The organism is Archangium gephyra, assembly GCF_042230915.1.
Classification (GTDB): Bacteria; Myxococcota; Myxococcia; order Myxococcales; family Myxococcaceae; genus Archangium; species Archangium gephyra_B.
In genome coordinates, this window is sequence record NZ_CP102578.1 from 10,159,064 (window position 1) to 10,177,733 (window position 18,670).

16 protein-coding genes are annotated in these 18,670 nt (G+C 71.3%); 9 read left to right on the forward strand and 7 right to left on the reverse strand.

The window, feature by feature from the left end; genetic code table 11:
• Positions 1–4: 4 nt before the first annotated feature.
• From NR798_RS39995 to NR798_RS40025, 7 genes are all read left to right on the forward strand, one after another.
• Positions 5–565 (forward strand): helix-turn-helix domain-containing protein, encoded by a 561-nt coding sequence (locus tag NR798_RS39995; protein ID WP_375767836.1) that lies wholly within the window; start codon positions 5–7, stop codon positions 563–565.
• A gap of 88 nt (positions 566–653) precedes the next feature.
• Complete coding sequence (locus NR798_RS40000; protein ID WP_375767837.1) at positions 654–2,261, forward strand: hypothetical protein; 1,608 nt, start codon at positions 654–656, stop codon at positions 2,259–2,261.
• A gap of 11 nt (positions 2,262–2,272) precedes the next feature.
• On the forward strand, positions 2,273–3,304 hold the full coding sequence (locus NR798_RS40005) for a DUF1175 domain-containing protein (RefSeq protein ID WP_375767838.1): 1,032 nt from the start codon (positions 2,273–2,275) through the stop codon (positions 3,302–3,304).
• Positions 3,286–7,986: an alpha-2-macroglobulin gene (locus NR798_RS40010; RefSeq protein ID WP_375767839.1), complete on the forward strand. Its 4,701-nt coding sequence runs from the start codon at positions 3,286–3,288 to the stop codon at positions 7,984–7,986. The genes NR798_RS40005 and NR798_RS40010 overlap by 19 nt, the downstream gene beginning before the upstream one ends.
• The gene (locus tag NR798_RS40015; protein ID WP_375767840.1) at positions 7,983–8,690 is read left to right on the forward strand and encodes a DUF2135 domain-containing protein; all 708 of its coding nucleotides are present in this window, start codon (positions 7,983–7,985) and stop codon (positions 8,688–8,690) included. Before NR798_RS40010 ends, NR798_RS40015 begins: the two co-directional genes overlap by 4 nt.
• A complete protein-coding gene (locus tag NR798_RS40020; protein ID WP_375767841.1) occupies positions 8,687–10,696 on the forward strand; it encodes a SpoIID/LytB domain-containing protein in 2,010 nt (669 codons plus the stop codon). Before NR798_RS40015 ends, NR798_RS40020 begins: the two co-directional genes overlap by 4 nt.
• A gap of 1 nt (position 10,697) precedes the next feature.
• On the forward strand, positions 10,698–11,369 hold the full coding sequence (locus NR798_RS40025) for a hypothetical protein (RefSeq protein ID WP_375767842.1): 672 nt from the start codon (positions 10,698–10,700) through the stop codon (positions 11,367–11,369).
• Here the strand turns inward: NR798_RS40025 and NR798_RS40030 are convergent.
• Entirely contained in the window at positions 11,348–11,959 is a 612-nt protein-coding gene (locus tag NR798_RS40030) for a 2OG-Fe(II) oxygenase (RefSeq protein ID WP_375767843.1), read from the reverse strand. The two genes, NR798_RS40025 and NR798_RS40030, sit on opposite strands and share 22 nt — an antisense overlap.
• 41 nt (positions 11,960–12,000) lie before the next feature.
• On the opposite strand from NR798_RS40030, the gene NR798_RS40035 reads away from it, so the two are divergent.
• Positions 12,001–12,621 (forward strand): DUF4230 domain-containing protein, encoded by a 621-nt coding sequence (locus NR798_RS40035; protein WP_375767844.1) that lies wholly within the window; start codon positions 12,001–12,003, stop codon positions 12,619–12,621.
• 68 nt (positions 12,622–12,689) lie between these two features.
• Here NR798_RS40035 and NR798_RS40040 read toward each other — a convergent pair whose 3' ends face one another.
• From NR798_RS40040 to NR798_RS40065, 6 genes are all read right to left on the reverse strand, one after another.
• Positions 12,690–13,937 (reverse strand): tetratricopeptide repeat protein, encoded by a 1,248-nt coding sequence (locus tag NR798_RS40040; protein ID WP_375767845.1) that lies wholly within the window; start codon positions 13,935–13,937, stop codon positions 12,690–12,692.
• Between the two features lie 33 nt (positions 13,938–13,970).
• On the reverse strand, positions 13,971–14,648 hold the full coding sequence (locus tag NR798_RS40045; protein WP_375767846.1) for a TIGR02265 family protein: 678 nt from the start codon (positions 14,646–14,648) through the stop codon (positions 13,971–13,973).
• 13 nt (positions 14,649–14,661) lie between these two features.
• Positions 14,662–15,276: a TIGR02265 family protein gene (locus NR798_RS40050; RefSeq protein WP_375767847.1), complete on the reverse strand. Its 615-nt coding sequence runs from the start codon at positions 15,274–15,276 to the stop codon at positions 14,662–14,664.
• A gap of 19 nt (positions 15,277–15,295) precedes the next feature.
• Positions 15,296–15,859: a TIGR02265 family protein gene (locus tag NR798_RS40055; RefSeq protein WP_375767848.1), complete on the reverse strand. Its 564-nt coding sequence runs from the start codon at positions 15,857–15,859 to the stop codon at positions 15,296–15,298.
• 314 nt (positions 15,860–16,173) lie between these two features.
• Complete coding sequence (locus NR798_RS40060) at positions 16,174–16,842, reverse strand: HAD family hydrolase (RefSeq protein ID WP_375767849.1); 669 nt, start codon at positions 16,840–16,842, stop codon at positions 16,174–16,176.
• Between the two features lie 2 nt (positions 16,843–16,844).
• A complete protein-coding gene (locus NR798_RS40065; protein ID WP_375767850.1) occupies positions 16,845–17,471 on the reverse strand; it encodes a TIGR02265 family protein in 627 nt (208 codons plus the stop codon).
• A gap of 257 nt (positions 17,472–17,728) precedes the next feature.
• Between NR798_RS40065 and NR798_RS40070 the strand changes: the two genes are divergently transcribed.
• Positions 17,729–18,670, forward strand: coding sequence for a DUF5996 family protein (locus tag NR798_RS40070; protein ID WP_375767851.1), 942 nt, complete (start codon positions 17,729–17,731; stop codon positions 18,668–18,670).

Here is an 18,670-nt window from a genome sequence, read left to right on the forward strand (position 1 = left end):
TCCCATGAGCGACGAGGAGCTGGCGGGCTGGCTGGCGCGCAACATCAAGACGCTCCGGGAAGCCCGGGGGGCGACGCAGGCGCAGCTCGCGAAGCTGGCGGGCGTGCCCCGGGCGACGTGGGCCAATCTGGAGTCGGGGGCGAGCAACCCCACGCTGGCCGTGCTGCACCGGGTGGCGTCGGCGCTACAGGTGTCCCTGGAGGAGCTGGTGGCGAGGCCCCGAGCCAGCGCCCGGCATTACCCGCGGGAGAGCCTCGCCGTGCGCCAGCGGGGGCCAGGCTTCGTGCGCAAGCTGCTGCCGGACCCGCTCCCGGGAATGGAGTTCGACCGGATGGAGCTGCCACCCGGAGCGCGGCTAACGGGCGTGCCGCATACGCCCGGGACACGCGAGTACCTCGTGTGCGAATCGGGAAACCTGGCGCTGGTGGCCAGCGGCGAGCGCTTCCTCCTGGAGGTGGGAGACGTCGTGGTCTTCCGAGGGGACCAGAAGCACTCGTATGAGAACGTAGGAGCGAAGGTGGCGGTGGGCTATTCGGTGGTGCTGCTGGCCCCTCCCCTGCGCTGACGGTGCCCCCCCGGCCTAGGTTTCCAGGGCGTGTGTGTGCTACGAAACACCGCGTTCCCGAGCCATACCCGACGGGGGGATTGAACGGATGCGGAGCCAGTCACTCGCGGCAGTTGCCCTCATCTTCGCCATGCTCTCTGGCTGCACGTGCGGCGGCAGCGGAGACAAGGATGCGAAGAAGGGCCCCGGGCCCTCCGAGCTGTTGAAGTCGCTGCCCAGGGCGGCCGTCTCCCGGCCCTCCGCGCTGGTGCCCAAGGCCGTGCTGGAGGGCTCGCCCCGCTCCATGGTGGTGGCCGCCGCCGACGCCCGGGGCTCCTGGGAGGCCTTCCTGCAGACGGCGCCCGGCAAGGCGCTGGTGGAGGGTGGCGCCCTCGAGCACGTGGGCCTCTCCGCGCAGATGGAGCGGGCGCTCTCGCTCAGCCATGACCTGGCCGCCGTCTCGGAGCACCCGCTCGCCGCGGATCGCCTCACCGAGGCCTTCTCGGGCCCGGCCGCCGTGGGCGTGATGGACGCCGACGGCGAGGACGCCGACTTCGTGCTGGTGAAGGAAGTGGATGGCTCGCAGGAGTTCGTGGTCCGCCTCGCCCTGATGGCTTCCGCCGTGAAGGGGGCCGAGGTGTTCACCGAGCAGTACGAGGGCCACCCCCTGCACAACTTGAAGCGCGGCAACCGCCTCCTCTGGGTGGCCGCCTTCCAGAACGTGCTCATCGCCTCCACCGACCAGAACCTGGCCAAGGCCGCCCTCTCGCTCGCGCTCGGCAAGGGCGGCGAGTCCGTCGAGTCCGTCGACGGCTACAAGAAGGAAGTGGACAAGCTCCAGGGCCATCGCCTCGCCGCGCTGGTGTCGCTCGAGCCGGACGGCCCTCCGGCGCTGCTGCTGGGCCTGTCCCAGTTGGTGCTCGGACTGGACGTGGACTCGGGGCAGATGGAGCTCGGCGGCAAGCTCTCCGATTCTCCCGACACGGTGGCGGCCTTCCGCGCGCTGGCCTACGTGCCCAAGGACGCGGTGCTCTTCTCCAGCCTCGGCGCGGCCAACGCCACCGCCTTCCTCGAGCGGCTCGGAAGCCCGGAGGGCAACAACGCCGAGGCCATGCGCAAGGCGCTCGTGATTCCGTCGGACCTGGAGGACACCCTCACCGACGAGGCCTTCTACGGGCTGCTCGGCGTGTCCGACACCCGCTTCAACCACCTGCTCGGCCTGGGCCTGAAGGATGCCGCCGCCGGGGCCAAGGTCTTCCCCAAGCTGGCGAGGAGCTGGCTGGACAAGCCCGCCAAGAAGGACATCGCTCCGGGCGTCTCCGCCTTCTGCAACTCCACCGAGGGGCTGTGCATCGCACTGGCCAAGGACTACCTGCTGGCGGCCACGGACCTGGAGTCGCTGACGGCCGCGGTGGAGACGGGGCTCGGCAAGCGTCCCGCCCTCTCGGACGTGAAGGGCTTCCAGCAGGTGGGCAAGAGCGGGGACAGCCGCTTCCTCACCGCCTACGTGGACAGCGCCGGGGCGGCCGACGCCATGCTCACCTTCTTCCGCGCCGTGGGCCGGGGCAACAGCCAGGGCTTCGACACCGGCGACGTGGATGCCACCATCGCGCCGCTGTGCGAGGCGATGAAGAAGCTGCCTCCCTACGGCGGTGGGCTCGCGGTGGACGGCACCGCGGTGGCCGGCCAGTTCCAACCCCTGCCGGTGCAGCAGTAGAGGGCCGCCGCGTGAAGTGGGCCGTCGCCATCGCCGCCGTGCTGGCCGCGCCAGCGCTGGGCCTGCGCACCTCCGCGCGGGTCGAGCGCTCCGCGTCCGAGCTGCCCGCCGATGGGAGCGCCTCGATGAGCTTCCACGTCCAGCCGCGCTCGGTGCTGGGGCTCTCCGCGCCGCTGCTGCCCTCCACCCGCGCGACGCTCTCGCTCTCGCCCTCCCTCGCACGCACCTCCTGCGGGGCGGGCGCGCATGGCCCCGTGTGCACCGTCGTCGCGGGCACCACCCCGGGCGAGCTGCGCGGCACCCTGCGGGTAGAGGACGCGCTCGGGCTGGTGGCGGAGACGCCGGTGGAGCTGCGCCTGCGGGCCGATGCGTCCGACACGGACAAGGACGGCTTCCCGGACGCCGTCGAGCTGGACTCGGAGGACGACCGCCAGGCCTTCCGCCGCTGGTTCGTGACGATGGCCGCCGCGCAGTACCCCACGCCCGACCCGCGCTGGCCCGAGGTACACCGCGACTGCGCCGGACTGCTGCGGTTCGCCTACAAGGAGGCCCTCAAGGCCCATGGGGCGGGCTGGCGCAAGGGGCGCGAGCTCAACACGGCCTCCGCGCCGGACGTGCGCAAGTACCACTACCCCGCCGTGCCCGTGCTCGGAGAGAAGCTCTTCCGGGTGGCGCCCGGCGCCTATGACGCCCGCGGGCCGCTCGAGTCGGCCTTCAGCGCGTCGGCCAGCGCGCGCTGGCTCCTGTCCGCCAATGCCGTCCGCGTCCCCTCCGCGCGGGCGCAGCCGGGGGACCTGCTCTTCTTCGAGGATCCCGAGGCCCGCGGCATGGCCTACCACTCGATGGTGTACCTGGGTGACCTCGACGGGCTGGGGCCCGAGGTCGTCTACCATACCGGCCCCGACAGCCGGCCCGGCGGTTCCAAGGGAATCGTCAAACGGCTCCGGCTCGAAGACCTTTTGTCGCATCCGGACGAGAAGTGGCGTCCACGCGACGACAACCCGCATTTCGTGGGGTTCTACCGATGGAAGATTCTCGACTGAGGTTGCTGTTCGCCGTGCTGTTGGTGCTCGCCGCGCCGGACGCATCGGCTCGCGGGCGCTTCTACCTGTCCACGCAGACGGTGACCGCCCCGGGCGAGCAGCCCTCGGTGAGCATCGAGGCCAGCGGCGTGGGCGCCCTGTCCATGCGCGTGTACCGCATCCCCGAGCCCGAGGCCTTCATGCTCGGGCAGACGGATCTGCACCGTCCGGTGACGAAGAACACGCTGCGCGACAAGCACCTCTTCACCGTGCTCACCGGCGGCTACCGCGCGGCGGCCACCTCGCTGCGCGAGCAGATGCGCGACGCGGTGGCCCCCCAGGCGCGCGCCTCGGCGCTGGAGGTGCTCGCGAAGGCTAACACCGGCCTGTCCAAGGCGCAGTCGGCCCCGGCCCGCGAGCAGGTCCGCGTCCCGCTGCTCAAGGACTACCCGCTCGTCAGCTACTGGCGGGAGAACCTCGACGGCTCGGCCTCGGGAGCGGCCGAGGAGAGCGGCGAGGATGGCGAGGGCTACTCGGGCAACAGCGGGAGCTGGACGCTGCGCTCGCTGGAGCTGGGCGTGAAGGAGAGCGGCGTCTACCTGGTGGAGGGCGTGACGGGCGAGGACGTGGGCTACACGCTGGCGGTCGTCTCGCGCATCGGGCTGATGGTGAAGCAGGGCCCGGAGCAGACGGTGGCGCTGGCGGTGGACCAGACGACGGGCGCGGCGCTCTCGGGCGTGAAGGTGACGCTGTATGACCAGGGCAAGCCGTACGCCGAGGGCGTGACGGACGGCGACGGCCTGTTCAAGGCCAAGGTGAAGGCGGCCACGCAGACGCTCGCGCTCGCGCGCATGGGCAACGACGTGGCGCTGGCGGATGCCTCCTTCTACTCGGGGGCGGCGAATGACCGGGTGGTGTACCTCTTCACGGACCGGCCGGTGTACCGCCCGGGGCACGAGGTGCACTTCAAGGGCATCATCCGCTCGCGCTCGGGCACGGCCTACGCGCCGCCGAAGGGTGGCGAGGCCTCGGTGTCCCTGGTGGAGCCGGGCGGCACGGCCGTGGACACGCTGGACGTGCAGGTGGCCGCCAATGGCAGCTTCACCGGGCGTTTCGAGCTGCCGGGCAAGGAGACCCAGCCGGCGGCGGGCGTCTGGCGCATCCGCGCCGACGTGGAGGGAGAGTCCTTCGAGGGCGAGTTCAAGCTGAAGGAGTTCACCAAGCCGGAGTACCAGGTGAGCGTCCAGCTGCAGAAGCCCTCGTACGTGCAGGGAGACGAGGTGTCGGGCCGGGTGCTCGCCCGCTTCTTCCACGGTGGCGTGCTCAAGAACGCGGACGTGCAGCTGACCGTGTACCGCAGCCGCTTCTTCATCCCGGACTTCGTGGACGCGGAGGCGGACTTCTTCGTCTCCGAGGGCGAGCGGGCCTCGGCGGGGCGGGAGATCGTCCAGGAGCTGTCGGGCAAGCTGGACGCCAACGGCGCGTTCCCCTTCAGCTTCAAGGCGGACACGGGGGGCGAGGACTTCACCTACTCCGTGGAGGCCAAGGTGGTGGACGGCTCGGGCAAGACGGCCCGGGGCCAGAAGGCGGTGGACGTGACGGTGGGCCGCTTCTTCCTGTCGGCGCGGGCGGACAAGCTCGTCTACGAGCCGGGGGACGAGGTGTCGCTCCAGGTGGTGGCGCGTGACTACGGCGAGAAGCCGGTGGCCGTGCCGGTGAAGGTGGACATCTCGTACCAGAAGCGCACGGGCGACACGGTGGCGGAGGCGTCGCTGCCCCCGCAGCAGGTGCAGGTGGCGGCGTCCGCCACGGGCGGCATGCACAAGCTCAAGCCCACCGAGCCCGGCGCCTACGTGGCCGAGCTGACCGCGACGGATGACGCGGGCTCGGTCATCACCACCACGGTGCCCTTCTTCGTCACGGAGAAGGGCGGGGACATCCCCATGGCCAAGGGCGGGCTGGAGCTGTACTCGGACAAGCCCACCTACAAGGTCGGCGACGAGGCGGTGGTGCTGGTGCGCGCCCCGTTCGACTCGGCCAGCGTGCTGCTCACCCACCAGGGGCTGGAGGTGCTCTCCAGCGAGGCGCTCGAGCTCAAGGGCTACTCGGCGGTGCTGCGCTTCAAGGTGACGAAGGAGATGACGCCCAACATGTACGTGGGCGCCATGGCCATCTCCGCCGGGAGCACCTACCGCAAGGAGCTGCTGGTGCGGGTGCCTCCCACGGAGCGGGTGCTCCAGGTGAAGGTGACGGCGGACAAGGAGAAGTACGCCCCGGGCGACACGGGCACCTTCACGGTGTCGGTGACGTCGCCGGACGGCAAGCCGGTGGCCAACGCGGACATCGCCCTGTCCGTGGTGGACGAGGCCATCTACGCCGTCTCCCCGGAGATTGCTCCCTCGCTGCCGGAGTTCTTCTTCCACCCGGTGCGCGACAACGTGCGCGGCACCAGCTCCACCACCTTCCGCTTCTACGGCTACGGCCGCAGCGTGCGCGAGCAGATGGGCCAGCTCGTGCCGCGCAGCCGCGCGGGCTACGGTGACTTGAAGACGCTCTCGCGCAAGGTGCGCAAGGACTTCAAGGACACGCTGCTCTTCTCGCCCAACCTGGCCACCGGCCCGGACGGCAAGGCGCAGATGAAGGTCACCTTCCCGGACAACCTCACCACGTGGCGGGCCACCGCGCGCGTCATCACCACCGACACCTCGGTGGGCTTCGGCGTGGGCAAGGCCCGGGTGCACCAGGACTTCCAGGTGCGCCTGGCCACCCCGCGCTTCTTCCGCGAGCGCGACACACTGCAGCTCGGCGTGCTGCTGGAGAACTCCACCAGCCAGAAGGGCACGGCCACGGTGACGCTCGAGGCCACCGGCGTCGAGCTGACCGAGAAGCAGAAGACCGTCACGGTGGACGGCAATGACCAGGCGGTGGCGGTGTTCCCCGTCCGGGTGATGGGAGGCGATGGCAAGGTGAAGCTGCGGGCCAGCGGCAAGCTTGGCGCCCACTCCGACACCATGGAGCTGGAGGTGCCCCGGCTGGCCCACGGCGCGCTGCTCGGCGAGGCCGTCGTCGCCTCGCTGTCCGCCGACTCCACGGAGCCGGTGGACCTGGCCCTGGAGATTCCGGCCTCGGCCCACCCCGAGTCCTCGCGGCTGGCGCTCTACGCCAGCACTGGCATCGCTCCGGCCATCGAGAGCGCGCTCGACTACCTCGTGGGCTACCCGTACGGCTGCACCGAGCAGACGATGAGCCGCTTCGTGCCCAACCTGGTGGCGGTGAAGGCCTACGAGCAGCTCAAGCTGCCGCGCAAGCAGCGCCACGGCGAGCTGCCGAAGATGGTGATGGCGGGCGTGGCGCGGCTGCGCCAGCTCCAGCACGCCGATGGTGGCTGGGGTTGGTGGGAGGAGGACAACACCGACCCGGCCATGACGGGCTACGTGGTGCAGGGCCTGGCCATGGCGCGCTCGCTCGGCTACGGCAACGAGGAGCTGGACCAGATGCTCACCCGCGGCCTGGCGAAGCTCTCTTCGCTCAGCACGGGCGAGATGGATGACGGGCTCCGCGCGCGCCTGCTCTACAACCTGGCGGTGGCCGGCAAGTCGTCGGACTCGATGCTCACCGCGCTCTCGCAGAAGGTGCGCGAGCAGGCGGAAATCTCGACCTACACCAAGTCGCTGGTGGTGCTGGCGCTGGCCGAGTCGGGCAAGAAGGAAGACGCCGCCGCGCTGGCCGAGGAGCTCGAGCGCTCGGCCAACCGGGTCGGTGAGCTGGTGGTGTTCGGCGGCAACGGGACGGAGCCCTGGTGGCAGGGCCGCATCCAGCCGGCCATGGCCACGTGGGATGGGGACCCCATCGAGTCCACGGCCTCGGCGCTCCGGGCGCTCGCCCGCGCGCGTCCCTCCAGCCCGTTCATCGACGGCGCGGTGAAGTTCCTCCTGCAGCAGCGGCGCGAGGGCCACTGGCAGAGCACCCGCGACACCGCCGTGGTGGTGTCCGCGCTGGCCGACGTGCTCCCGCGCTTCGCCAGCCAGACGCAGGGCGCCACCGTGGCCGCGCTGCTGGATGGCCAGCCCTTCGGCGAGCGCACCTACTCCGGCGAGGACCTCTATGGCCCCGAGCTGATGGTGGGCGAGTCGCTGACGATGAAGCCGGGCGCGCACGCCATCCAGGTGTCGCGCCGCGGCCAGGGCGCCGGGATGATGCTCGAGGCGCGGCTGTCGTACCTGGACGCTGGCGAGGGGCTGAAGGCGAGCAACAGCGGCCTGACCATCACCCGCCGCTACCACCGCGTGGTGCGCGAGCAGGGTGGCGCGGGCATCCAGGAGACGCTCCAGCCGCTCGGCAAGAGCGCCGAGCAGGATGGGCTGCTCTTCGTCGAGCTGGAGGTCACCGCTCCGAACGCCATGGAGTACGTGATGCTGGAGGATCCGCTGTGCTCCGGCTGCGAGGTGGAAGAGGCCGACGTGGGCCGCGCGCCCGGCGGGAGGGACTTGCACCCCAAGGGCCTGCACCGCGAGGTGCGCGACGAGAAGGTGGTCTTCTTCGCGAGCGACCTGAAGCCGGGCAAGAACCTCTTCGGCTACATGGTGACACCGGGCCTCGCGGGCAACCTGCACGTGATGCCCGCCAGCGCCTCGCTCATGTACCACCCGCAGGTGCGGGGTACCTCGAGCGAGCAGACGCTCGTCGTCGGAGGTGAGCCGTGAACGTCCGGATGCTGCTGTCGCTGGTGATGCTGCTGCTCTGTGGTGCCTCCTCCGCGTGGGGCAAGGACGCCCCCAAGGTGACGATCGCCACCCCCGCCGGGGGATGGACCTCGAACCGGGTGGCGCGCATCACCGGCTCCATCTCCGATACCTCGCTGCGCGTCGGCACCCTCTCCGTCAACGGCACCGAGCGCCCGCTGCCCCTGCGCAACGGCGACTTCGACCTCTCGCTCGTGCTCTCGCCGGGCATGAACGTGATCGAGGTGGCGGCCGTCAACGAGGCGGGCTCCGGCCGCGCCAAGGTGTCGGTGTTCGCCAAGGTGCCGAAGATCGACCTGCGCGTGGTGCTCTCCTGGGACACCGACGGCACGGACCTCGACCTGCACGTGGTGGAGCCCTCGGGCGATGAGGCCTGGTACGGCCACAAGGAGACCGCGAGCGGCGGCTCCCTCGACGTGGACGTGACCACGGGCTACGGGCCGGAGATCTACACCCAGGCCAACTCGCAGGAGGGCACCTACAAGATCCTGGTGGACTACTTCTCCGACAACGGGAACGCCCAGACCGAGGTGAAGGTGGACGTGCTCATCCACGAGGGCACGGACCGCGAGGAGCGGCACTCCTTCCGTCACATGCTCACCCGCACGGGTGGCAAGTTCGAGGTGGGAACCTTCGAAGTGAAGGCCGCCCGAGTCGTCCAGTGACCCTCGTGCCGCTCGGGCTGCTGCTGGTGCTCTCCGTGGCTGGAGGCACACCCGAGCTGCGCACCCGGCTCGCCGAGCGCGCCGAGGCCCTGCTGCCGGACGATGACGACGCGGCGGCGGTGATGGACCTGGCCACCGGCGAGCTGGTGCTGGCCCATCACCCCGCCATCCTCACCCGGGCCTTTCCGCCCGGGAGCGTGCTCAAGCTGGCCAGTGCCTATGCGGCGCTCGACACCCACCGGCTGCCCGAGGAGCCGCTGCGCTGCACGGGCCGCGCGGAGATTGGAGGCCGGGAGCGGACGTGCTGGCTCCGCCCTGGCCATGGCCGCCTCGAGCTGACGCGCGCGCTGGCGCTCTCCTGCAACATCTACTTCCACGCGTTGGGAGACGGGGTGGAGGGCGAGGCATTGCTGCGGGCGCTGCGGGCCTTCGGGCTCGGGAGGCCCACGGGCGGGCTGCCGGGTGAGGAGGGCGGCGTGCTGCCCCAGGCGCTCTCGCGCGAGGACCGGATTCGCGTGGCGGCCGGGGACAGCGAGCGGGTGCAGACGACGCCGCTCCAGCTGCTGCAGATGGCGGCGGTGATCGCCGGCCGGGGACAGGCGCGGAGCCTCGGCGGGGTGGGAGGCCGTCAGGGGGCGCGCCTGGAGAACGTGGCGGCGGTGGACGTGCTGCGCGAGGCGATGCGGCAGGCGGCCGAGAGCGGGACGTTGGAGGCCACGCGGCTGGGGACGCTGGAAGGCGCAGGGAAGACGGGCACCGCGCGCTGGGACAAGGGCTGGCACACGCATGGCTGGTTCATCGGGTTCGCGCCCTTCCGCGCGCCGCGCTACGCGGTGGTGGCCTTCGCCCGGGAAGGACGCGGAGCCCACCAGGCCGCGCAGCCGGGGACGGAGCTGCTGAGCCTCGCGCTCGGAGGCGAGCAGCCCCAGACGATTCCCTGGGAGCGTCCTCCGGGCCACCTGCGCGTGCGCGTCTTGGAGAAGCTGCGCCCGGTGCGCGCCACGGTGATGACCGATGGGGGGCGGCTGCGCTGCGATGGGAAGACGTTGGATCTGACGGGGGCCACGGCGGAGATAGATCAGGGGATGTTGGACCTGGGCCGGCCGGACTGGCGCTGCCACGAGCTGTACGCGCCGGGCGAGGGCGTCGTGGTGCGGCTGGGAGCCACCACGCGGCGGTACCGGGGAGCGCTGCGGGCCACCGTGCTGGATGGGCAGATCGCCCTCTTCAACGAGCTTTCGGTGGAGGACTACCTCCGGGGCGTGGTGGGCAGCGAGCTGGCCGGGAAGCCGGAGGCGCTCAAGGCGCAGGCCATCGTCTCGCGCACCTATGCGCTCGCCGGGCGCAACCGGCACGAGCGGGCGGGCTATGACGTGTGCGACCTCACCCACTGCCAGCTCTACCGGGGCCGCCAGGACGAGCGCGCCGAGGTGGACAAGGCGGTGGAGGCCACCCGAGGCAAGGTGCTCCGGGGACGCGATGCCAAGGGAGCGCTGGCACCGGCCTATTTCCATTCGAGCTGCGGCGGCTCCACCAGCACCGCCGCGAGTGTCTTCGGCGCGGCCGAGCCCTCCAGCGCGGTGGCGGACCGGGTGGGCTCGTCCGGGCCGCTGTGTGCCGCCTCACCGCACCACCGTTGGCACTTCGAGGTGTCGCGGGAGGAGCTCGCGCGGGCCCTGGGGATTCCCGCCGAGGGCCCGGCCTTCGAGGTGCTGCGCAACGACAGCGGTGGCCGGGCGCTGGAGGTGCGCACCTTCGGCGTGCCCCTGTCGGGCGAGGCCTTTCATGCGCGGGTGGGCCGTGCGCTGGGCTACCAGACGCTGAAGAGCCTGGCGGTGAGCGCACGCGAGTCGGGCGGCAAGGTGCGCTTCGAGGGGCGGGGCCTCGGCCACGGCGTGGGGCTGTGCCAGTACGGCGCCACGGAGCTGGAGCGGCGCGGGTTCAAGTACGAGAAGATCCTGAAGCACTACTTCCCGGAGCGCACGATTGGCGAGCCCCCTCCTTAGCGTGGTGCTGTGCGCGGTGCTCGCGGCCGAGGTGCAGGTCGGGGCCACGGTGGTACGGCACGAGGAGGGCGCGGAGGGCGTGGCCACGCGCGTGGCGCGGGCACTGGAGCGGGCGCGGCAGTCGCTGCCGCCCTTCGTCGGCTCGGGGGTGCTGGAGGTGCGGGCGGAGATCTCCGAGTCGGTGGAGACGTTCAGCGCGCGCACCGGCCTGCCCCGCACCGCCGCGGCCGGGGTGGTGGAGGGAGAGGTGCTCTTTCCACCGGCGCGGGTGGTGGACCGGATGGAGGACCTGGGCACGCTCGCGAGGCACGAGGTGGCGCACCTGGCGCTGATCTCCCACGCGGGCCCGGCGCTGCCCCGCTGGTTCGTCGAGGGCTTCGCCACGGCGCTGGTGGAGCCGGGGCCCACCGCGAGCGGGCCGGAGGACTGCCGGGCGCTGACGTCGGAGTTGCTGGAGGTTCGCCCGGAGGTGCGGGAGCGGGCCTATGCGCGAGCGGCGGCGCTCGCCCGGCGCATTGCCCGCGAGGCCGGTGGGGTGGAGGCGCTGTGGAAGAAGCTCGGCACGAGGCCCGATACCCGCGCCTTCTGGCGGATGCAGCTGGGAGAGAAGACGGTCCGGGAGCACGCCTGTGTGCCCTCTCCCGAGAAACGTCAGCCCGCGCTGCGCCCGTAGAACCACGCGGTGAGCGCGAGCCGGGGGCCGTGAGCGGGCAGCACCTCGTGCTCGATGCGCTCGCTGAGGAACACCACGAGCCGGTCGAGCGTGGGCTCCACCTCCACCGGACGGCCCTCGGGGTAGATGCGCAGCAGGCCCCCATGGGCCGGCACCCAGTCCGGATTGAGGTAGTAGAGCGCCGTGACGCGCCGGTTGGACTGCCCGGGGAAGGCATCGAAGTGCCGCGCGTACCGCGCTCCATTGCCCGGATACCAGGCGAGCTGCAAGTCGAACCGCCCGAGCCCGAGGTACGCCTCGGCCGACAGGGCTTCCCCGAGCGCGGCATAGGCCTCGCGCAGCCGGCTGATCGCCGAGCCCTGCTCCTCCTCCTTCACCCAGGTGATGAAGTCGCCACGGGTGTCCCGGTCGAGCGTGTGGTCCGCGCCCCGGCGGATGCCCGCGGGCCGGAGCTGGCCGGCCTCGACGCGTGCCTTTGCCTCGGCGTGGATGGCCCGGGCCTCCGCCTCGCCGAGGAAGGAAGCGCGGGTGAACCAGCCCTGCTCACCGAGTGACTGGATTTCTTCATCCCGAAGGGACAGTGGGCTCATGGCTCGGCGAACCCTAGCCCGCCCTGGCTAGAATGGGGCGCATGGTGCGCTTCCTCTCGCGGGTGTTGCTCGTCCTCGTCGCCCTGATCGCCGGAGCCGTGGGGGCCTTCCTGCTGCTCCGCCCCAAGCCCCCTGCCCTGCCCGACACGCCCGCGCTCGTCACCCGCGTCCGCGAGGTCGCCCGGCTCGAGACGCTCCAGGTGTCCCTCTACAAGAAGGTGGAGTTCTCTCCCCAGCCCCAGGCCACCGACGCCCTCTGGAAGGACGTCATCAACTGGGCGCGCTACTCCATCAACACCCCCATCGGCCGGGCCATCGTCTTCGCCGACGTGCACCTCGGCTATGACTTCAGCGGGCTCGATGGCTCGTCGATGCGCATCCAGGGCACCCGCGTGGACATCGCCCTCCCCCGGCTCGAGGTGAAGGTGGAGCTCAAGCCCGGCGAGACGGAGATCATCGGCTCCAACCTGGACAGCGCCCAGACGACGCTCCTGCTGGAGAAGGCCCGCGAGGCCTTCGAGCGCGAGGTGAAAGGCGACGTCCGCTTGAAGGAGCGCGCCCGGCGCTCGGCGGAGAACACCCTGCGCGTGCTGTTCCTCTCGGCGGGCTTCCGCGAAGTGAACGTGGTGGATGTGCTGCCTCCTCCGGCCACCGCGGGGTGAGCAGAACGGTGACGGGCACCCTCACCCCGACCCTCTCCCGGAGGGCGAGGGAGTGGGTGCACGCCGGTTCACAGGGACTCGAGTGTGTCCCCGGCGAGGCGGAAGAGGCCGGGGATTCCGTCCGGCGCACTGCCCAGACGGGCCAGTGACTCGCATGCGGGCACGTCCGACTCGCGGCACAGCAGCGCGAACTCCCGCCAGCCCAGGTGCACGCGCAACGGCACCTCTCCCGCGTGCAGTGCGAGGCGCCTGCGCTGCTCCGCCGTGAGCAGCCGCGCCCCGTCGTACCCATCGCCTCCCGCCACGGCCCACAGGCCACTGAAGGTCTCCGCGAGCACCACCTGTCCCTCGTCCAGCACCACCGGCCTCACCGGCGCGGGGTGGGCCTCGAGGTTGCGCCAGGCCATGGCGTCCACCGCCTCCGCGGAGAGCCCCGCGGGCCCGAGCGTGTCCCCGGGCAGGTAGTGCACGAACTCCGAGTCCTCCAGGACGTAGAACACCGCGAGCCCTGCGGGCCCCGGCCGGTGCAGCGCCCCCGCCGCCTGCGACTCGAAGTCCCCCGGCCGCAGCACCGGCCGCAGCCGGGCCTCCAGTGAGCCCGCATCCACCGCGAGCCCGGACAGGCCCCGCAGCCGCGCCACCATGCCCTGCACGTACGCGCCCAGCTCCTGCGTGCCATCCCGGTAGGCCGCGTAGAGCGAGGCCACGTCCACCCGCCCTACCTCGCCCGAGGCGAGCTTCACCAGCAGGTCCTTCCCCTGCCGCCGGCACGCCACGCCGGACCGGTGCAACGCGGCCATCAGCGCGGCGGTGAACTCCGGACGCAGCGCCTGCACCCGGGGCGCGAGCGGAGGCGGCACGTCCGCGGCGTCCAGCTCCGCGCGCAGCAGGCGCGCCTCCTCGTCGAAGGGATCCCTCTCCAGCACGTCCGCCACGTACGCCCGCGCCCGTGCGTGCTCACCCCGCCGCAGGGCCAGCACCGCGAGCACCTTCTGGGCCTCGGGGTCTCCCGGGTTGAGGGCGAGCGCCTCGCGCAGCACCGCCTCCGCGTCGCCTGGCCGCTCCAGCCCGAGCAGCGCCCGCGCCAGCCCCAGCCGCACCTGCACGTCCTGGGGGAAGTCGCGCCGCAACGTCTCCAGCAGGCGCAGGGCCTCGCGCTCCGCGCCCGCGTTCACCAGCGCGTGCGCCACGGCCAGGCGCAGCGTGGGGCCCGGCGTGTTCTGTGCCGCGGTGCGCAGCGCCTCCAGCTCCGCGTCACTCAGGGGCTCGCCGGCCTCCACCTTGCGGCGGAGGCACTCCAGGGAAGTGGGATCCACGGCCCGAGTCTAGCCATGTGGCGCCCCCGCGGCTCACTCCCAGCAGAGGTCGTATTCGCTATCGAGCGTACCCGTCTGGCGTCCCACCACCCGCACGTTCCGGGCCCCCGTGGCCTCCAGCAGGCCCTGCAACACGCCCTCCAGGTACGGGTAGGGCATGAAATCCCGCTCCATGGTCCAGTGGACGCTCTCCGGCCCCGTCCACCGCAGCGTGTGCTTGCCGTAGCTCAACCCCATCCGGAAGCTCATGGGGACCTCGTCCAGGAAGTGCTTCTGCTCACCCCCGCCGAGCCTCAGCACCATCCTGCCCGCGTGGGAGGCCAGGGAGTCACGCACGCTCCACAGGCCCAGGTGCCGCAGTCCCCGCGCGCCGCAGCCCTGCCGCGCGGACAGCGTCTGCAGGGCGGCGGACATCATCTGCAGCTGCAACCGGACGGGGTAGCGGAAGAACTCCACGAGCGGCTCGGGCCCGCACACCTCGAGGCAGCGCCGCAGCACCCCCTCGTCCCCGAGCGCACGGATGGCCTCCAACGTGCCCCTCAGGTACAGCCCCCACGCGGTGTCCGCGGGCGTCGCCAGCTTCAGACGTTGCGCCAGGTCCCTCGCCCAGAAGTCCGAGAGGGAAACAGCCGCGCCGGCCTCCAGGCCCAGGCCCATTCCCTTGCTGATGGCATCCACATCCACCGCACCAGGAACGAGGCTTACGGGCAAGGGCCGCCCCCTTTCACTGCCAGGAGATGTCGTACTCACTCTCGAGCGCGTCCGTCTGGCGCCCCACCACCTTCACCTTGCTCGCGTTCAACCGCTCGAGCATCGCCACCAGCATGCCCTCGTGGAACGCGGGGGGCATGAAGTCGCGCTTCATGGTGAAGCGGCAGCACTGGGGCCCCGTCCACCGCACCGAGCGCTCCCCCGTCATCGACATCCGGTAGGTCAACGGCAGGTTGTTCACCAGCCGCTTCGGCTCGCCGCGCACCAGCACCTGCACCGTCCGGCCCGCCTCGGACTCCAGGAAGTCCGTCGCCACGCAGTGCCCCATCAACCACAGGGCCCGCTCCACCTCCATGTGGCGCGCGGCCAGCTCCGGCATCGCCACCGAGAGCATCTGCAGGTGCAGGCGGATGGGGTAGTTGAAGAAGTCGAAGAAGCGCGACTGCCCGCAGGCGCTGGCGCTGCGCTTCTCCAGCGCCTCGTCCCCGAGCGCCCGGATGGACTTCAGCACGCTCTGCAGGAACAGCCCGCGCGCGATGTCCTCCGAGCTCACCAGCGCCATGCGCTGGCCCCAGAACTGCCCGCCGTCCCGGGGTGACACACTCCACGCCATCGCCGCGCTGCTCATTCCCCGGTCCCCCCTCGTCTCACTGCCAGCAGAAATCACACTCACTGTCGAGCCCTCCCGTCGGCCGCCCGCTCACCTTCACCTGCCGCCCGCCAAACAGGCCCAGCGACATCTCCACCACGCCCTCGTGGAAGGGGTGGGGCATGAAGTCCCGCCTCAGGATGAACCGGCCGCTCCGGGCTCCCGTCCACTGCACCTCGTACTGCCCGAAGCTCACCGCCATCCGGTAGGCCACCGGCAACGAGTACCCCAGCTGCCGTGGGCTGCCCGGCGTCAGCGACAGCATCACCCTGCCCGCCCCCACCTTCAGGAAGCGCTGGGCCACCAGCCGCCCCAATTGACGCAGTGCCTCCTCCGCGTCCCCGTACTGCTCCGCCAGCACCGGCAGCGCCGTGCTCACCATCTGGCAGTGCATCCTCACGGGATAGCTGAAGAAGTCCAGGAACCGCGACTCCCCACACTCCTCGACGCAGCGCTTCACCAGCGAGCCGTCCCCCACCGCGCGCAGCACCTCCAACGTGCCGTTGAAGAGCATGCCGCGAATGGTGTCCTCCGAGGTCGCCAGACACTTGCGCCGCTCCAATTCCTGCTCCCACGTGTCTGCCTTTGCCCACCTGGTGCGTGCGCTGCTGGTCACGGCCATGTGTGTCCCCCTTGGCAGGAATCAGCCCGGCTGAGGATTGTCTATCCTAATTGTTTCAGGACTTGCTGTCAGTAGGGGGAGTCACGATTTGAGCCCTTTCGCCGAGGGAAAAACGGCTTGGCCCCCGCCCTCCGTCCACTCCCGTTGTGGGATTGCACCCGCACCGCAAGCCGGATACGTGTCTATGAAAGCTTTCACTGCTGCAAAGCTATTCACGTTTACGGTGGGATGGAATTCGAACAGCTCCGCCGGACTCAGCGCCCGCTGAAGAGCAATTCTTCGACATCCGCGGGAAGGGAGGCGAAGTCGGAGGTGACCCAGTGGGCCCCGGCGTCGCGGAGGATGTCCGCGGGTGTCAGGGTGGCGACCCCCACCGCGAACATCCCCGCCGCGCGCGCCGCGTGGATGCCGTGCACCGCGTCCTCGAAGACGACACACGCCGCGGGGTCCACCCCGAGCGCCCGCGCCGCGGCGAGGAAGAGGTCCGGCGCCGGCTTGCCCCGCGTCACGTCCTCCGCGCCGATCACCTGGGAGAAGAAGGGGCGCAGCTGGAGCCCGTCGAGCACGAAGGCGCGGTTGGGGCGCGGCCCGGCCGAGGCCACCGCGAGCCGCACGCCCGCGTCGCGCAGCCGCACGAGCAGCTCGCGGGCGCCGCGCAGGGGCGTGAGGTGCGGCGCGTAGAGCGCGCGGTAGTGGGACTCCTTCTGCTCGGACAGCCGCGCCAGCTCCTCGGCGGGCACGGGCCGGCCGAGCAGCGCGGGAAAAATCTCCTCGTTGCGCCAGCCGTTGAAGTCCCGCTCGAAGCGCTCCGCGGGCGTCTCGACACCGAGGGCGCGGGACATGGCCACCCACGCCTGGACGTGGAAGGGCAGGTTGTCGACCAGGGTGCCATCCAGGTCGAAGATGGCCGCGGCGAGCGCCACGCTCACGCCTCCCAGGCGACGTCGTAGTCGCTCTCCAACACGGAGAGCTGATGGCCCCGCACCCGCGCGCCCCTCGCGTTGGCCTTCTTCAGCACGCCCAGCAGCATCCCCTCCTGGAAGGAGCAGGGCATGAACTCGCGCCGCATGGTGAGCCGGCAGCTCGTGGGCCCCGTCCACACCACCGAGCGCACCCCGAAGCTCACCGAAGCCCGGTACATCGACGGCATGTTGCCCACCAGACGGCTCGTGTCTCCCCCAGCCAGCAGCTGGAGCGCCAGGCCCGCGGTGGACGCCAGGAAACACTCCGCCGCCTTGTAGCCGAGCTGCCGGAGCGCCTCGTCGATGCCGCCGTAGCGCGCCTCCAGCATCCGGGCCGCGGAGAACACCATCCGCAGGTTCGCGCTGACGGGGTAGGCGAAGAAATCCACCAGCTTCTCCTCGCCGCTCGCCCGCTGGCAGCGGCGCACCGCGTCGTCGTCCCCGAGGATGCGCACCGCGTCCAGCGTGGCCCGGAGGAACATGCCCCGCGCCGTGTCCGAGGGCGAGGCCATGGCCAGCCGCTGCTCCAGGTCCTCGTCCGAGCCCGGGCGAGCAGGCACCCACCAGCCCTGCTCATCGACCATCTGCATGAATCCCCCCCCGCGTGTCGAGGTACCGAGCATGTACACACTGTAACCCTTCCGACTCCCTTCGTCAGGCTCACGGCCTGTCTGTCATTGGGCTTGAAGAAATACATTCCAGGTGTCGCGGCCCGGAAACGGGCCCCCCGTCCCCCGTCCCTCCGGCGGCCCTGCTCGCACCGGCGTCCTGGCCCTCCCCGAAGCCGGTCCCAACATTGACGGGCGGACACCGCTCTCGCCGAGCGGGGAGACACGTGGGGGAGACAATGGACGCCTGGCCGCAACTGCCGCTGGCGGCGTGGAAGGACACGCTCGCCACGCTCCACCGCTACACCCAGGTCATCGGCAAGGTGAGGCTCGAGCTGGCACCGATGATGAACCACTGGTGGCAGGTCGCGCTGTACGTGACGGCGCGCGGGCTCACCACCTCGCCCATCCCCTTCGGGCAGGGCAGCTTCGAGGTGGACTTCGACTTCATCGGCCACGAGCTCCTCTTCCGCACCAGCGAGGGCGAGCAGCGGGTGCTGGCGCTGGAGGCCCGCCCGGTGGCCGAGTTCTACCGGGACGTCATGGCCACGCTGCGCTCGCTGGGCATCGAGGTGTCCATCAACGACACGCCCCAGGAGATTCCGGACGACACCACCCGCTTCCGCGAGGACCGGCACCACGCCGCGTATGATCCGGAAGCCGTGCACCGCTGGTGGCGGGCGATGGTGCAGGCGGACCTCGTGCTCGAGGAGTTCCGGGCCCGCTTCACCGGCAAGTGCAGCCCGGTGCACTTCTTCTGGGGCAGCTTCGACCTGGCGGTGACGCGCTTCTCGGGCCGGCCCGCGCCAGAGCGGCCCGGCGCGGACCCCGTCACCCGCGAGGCCTACTGCGAGGAGGTCATCAGCGCCGGCTTCTGGCCGGGCACCGAGCAGCTCGGAGGACCGGCCTTCTACTGCTACGCCGCCCCGGAGCCCCCGGGCTTCTCCACCGCCGCCATCCAACCGCGCGCCGCCTGGTACGACGCCACCTTCAAGGAATACCTCCTGAAGTACGACGACGTGCGCACGGCCGCCCACCCGAGGCAGCTGCTGCTCGACTTCTTCCAGAGCACCTACGCGGCGGGCGCGGAGCTCGCGGGCTGGGACCGGGAGCGGCTGGAGCGGCCGGTGCGGCGCGCCCGCGGCGCCACCGTGCCCGAGCAGCCCGCCCCGGCGCCGTGA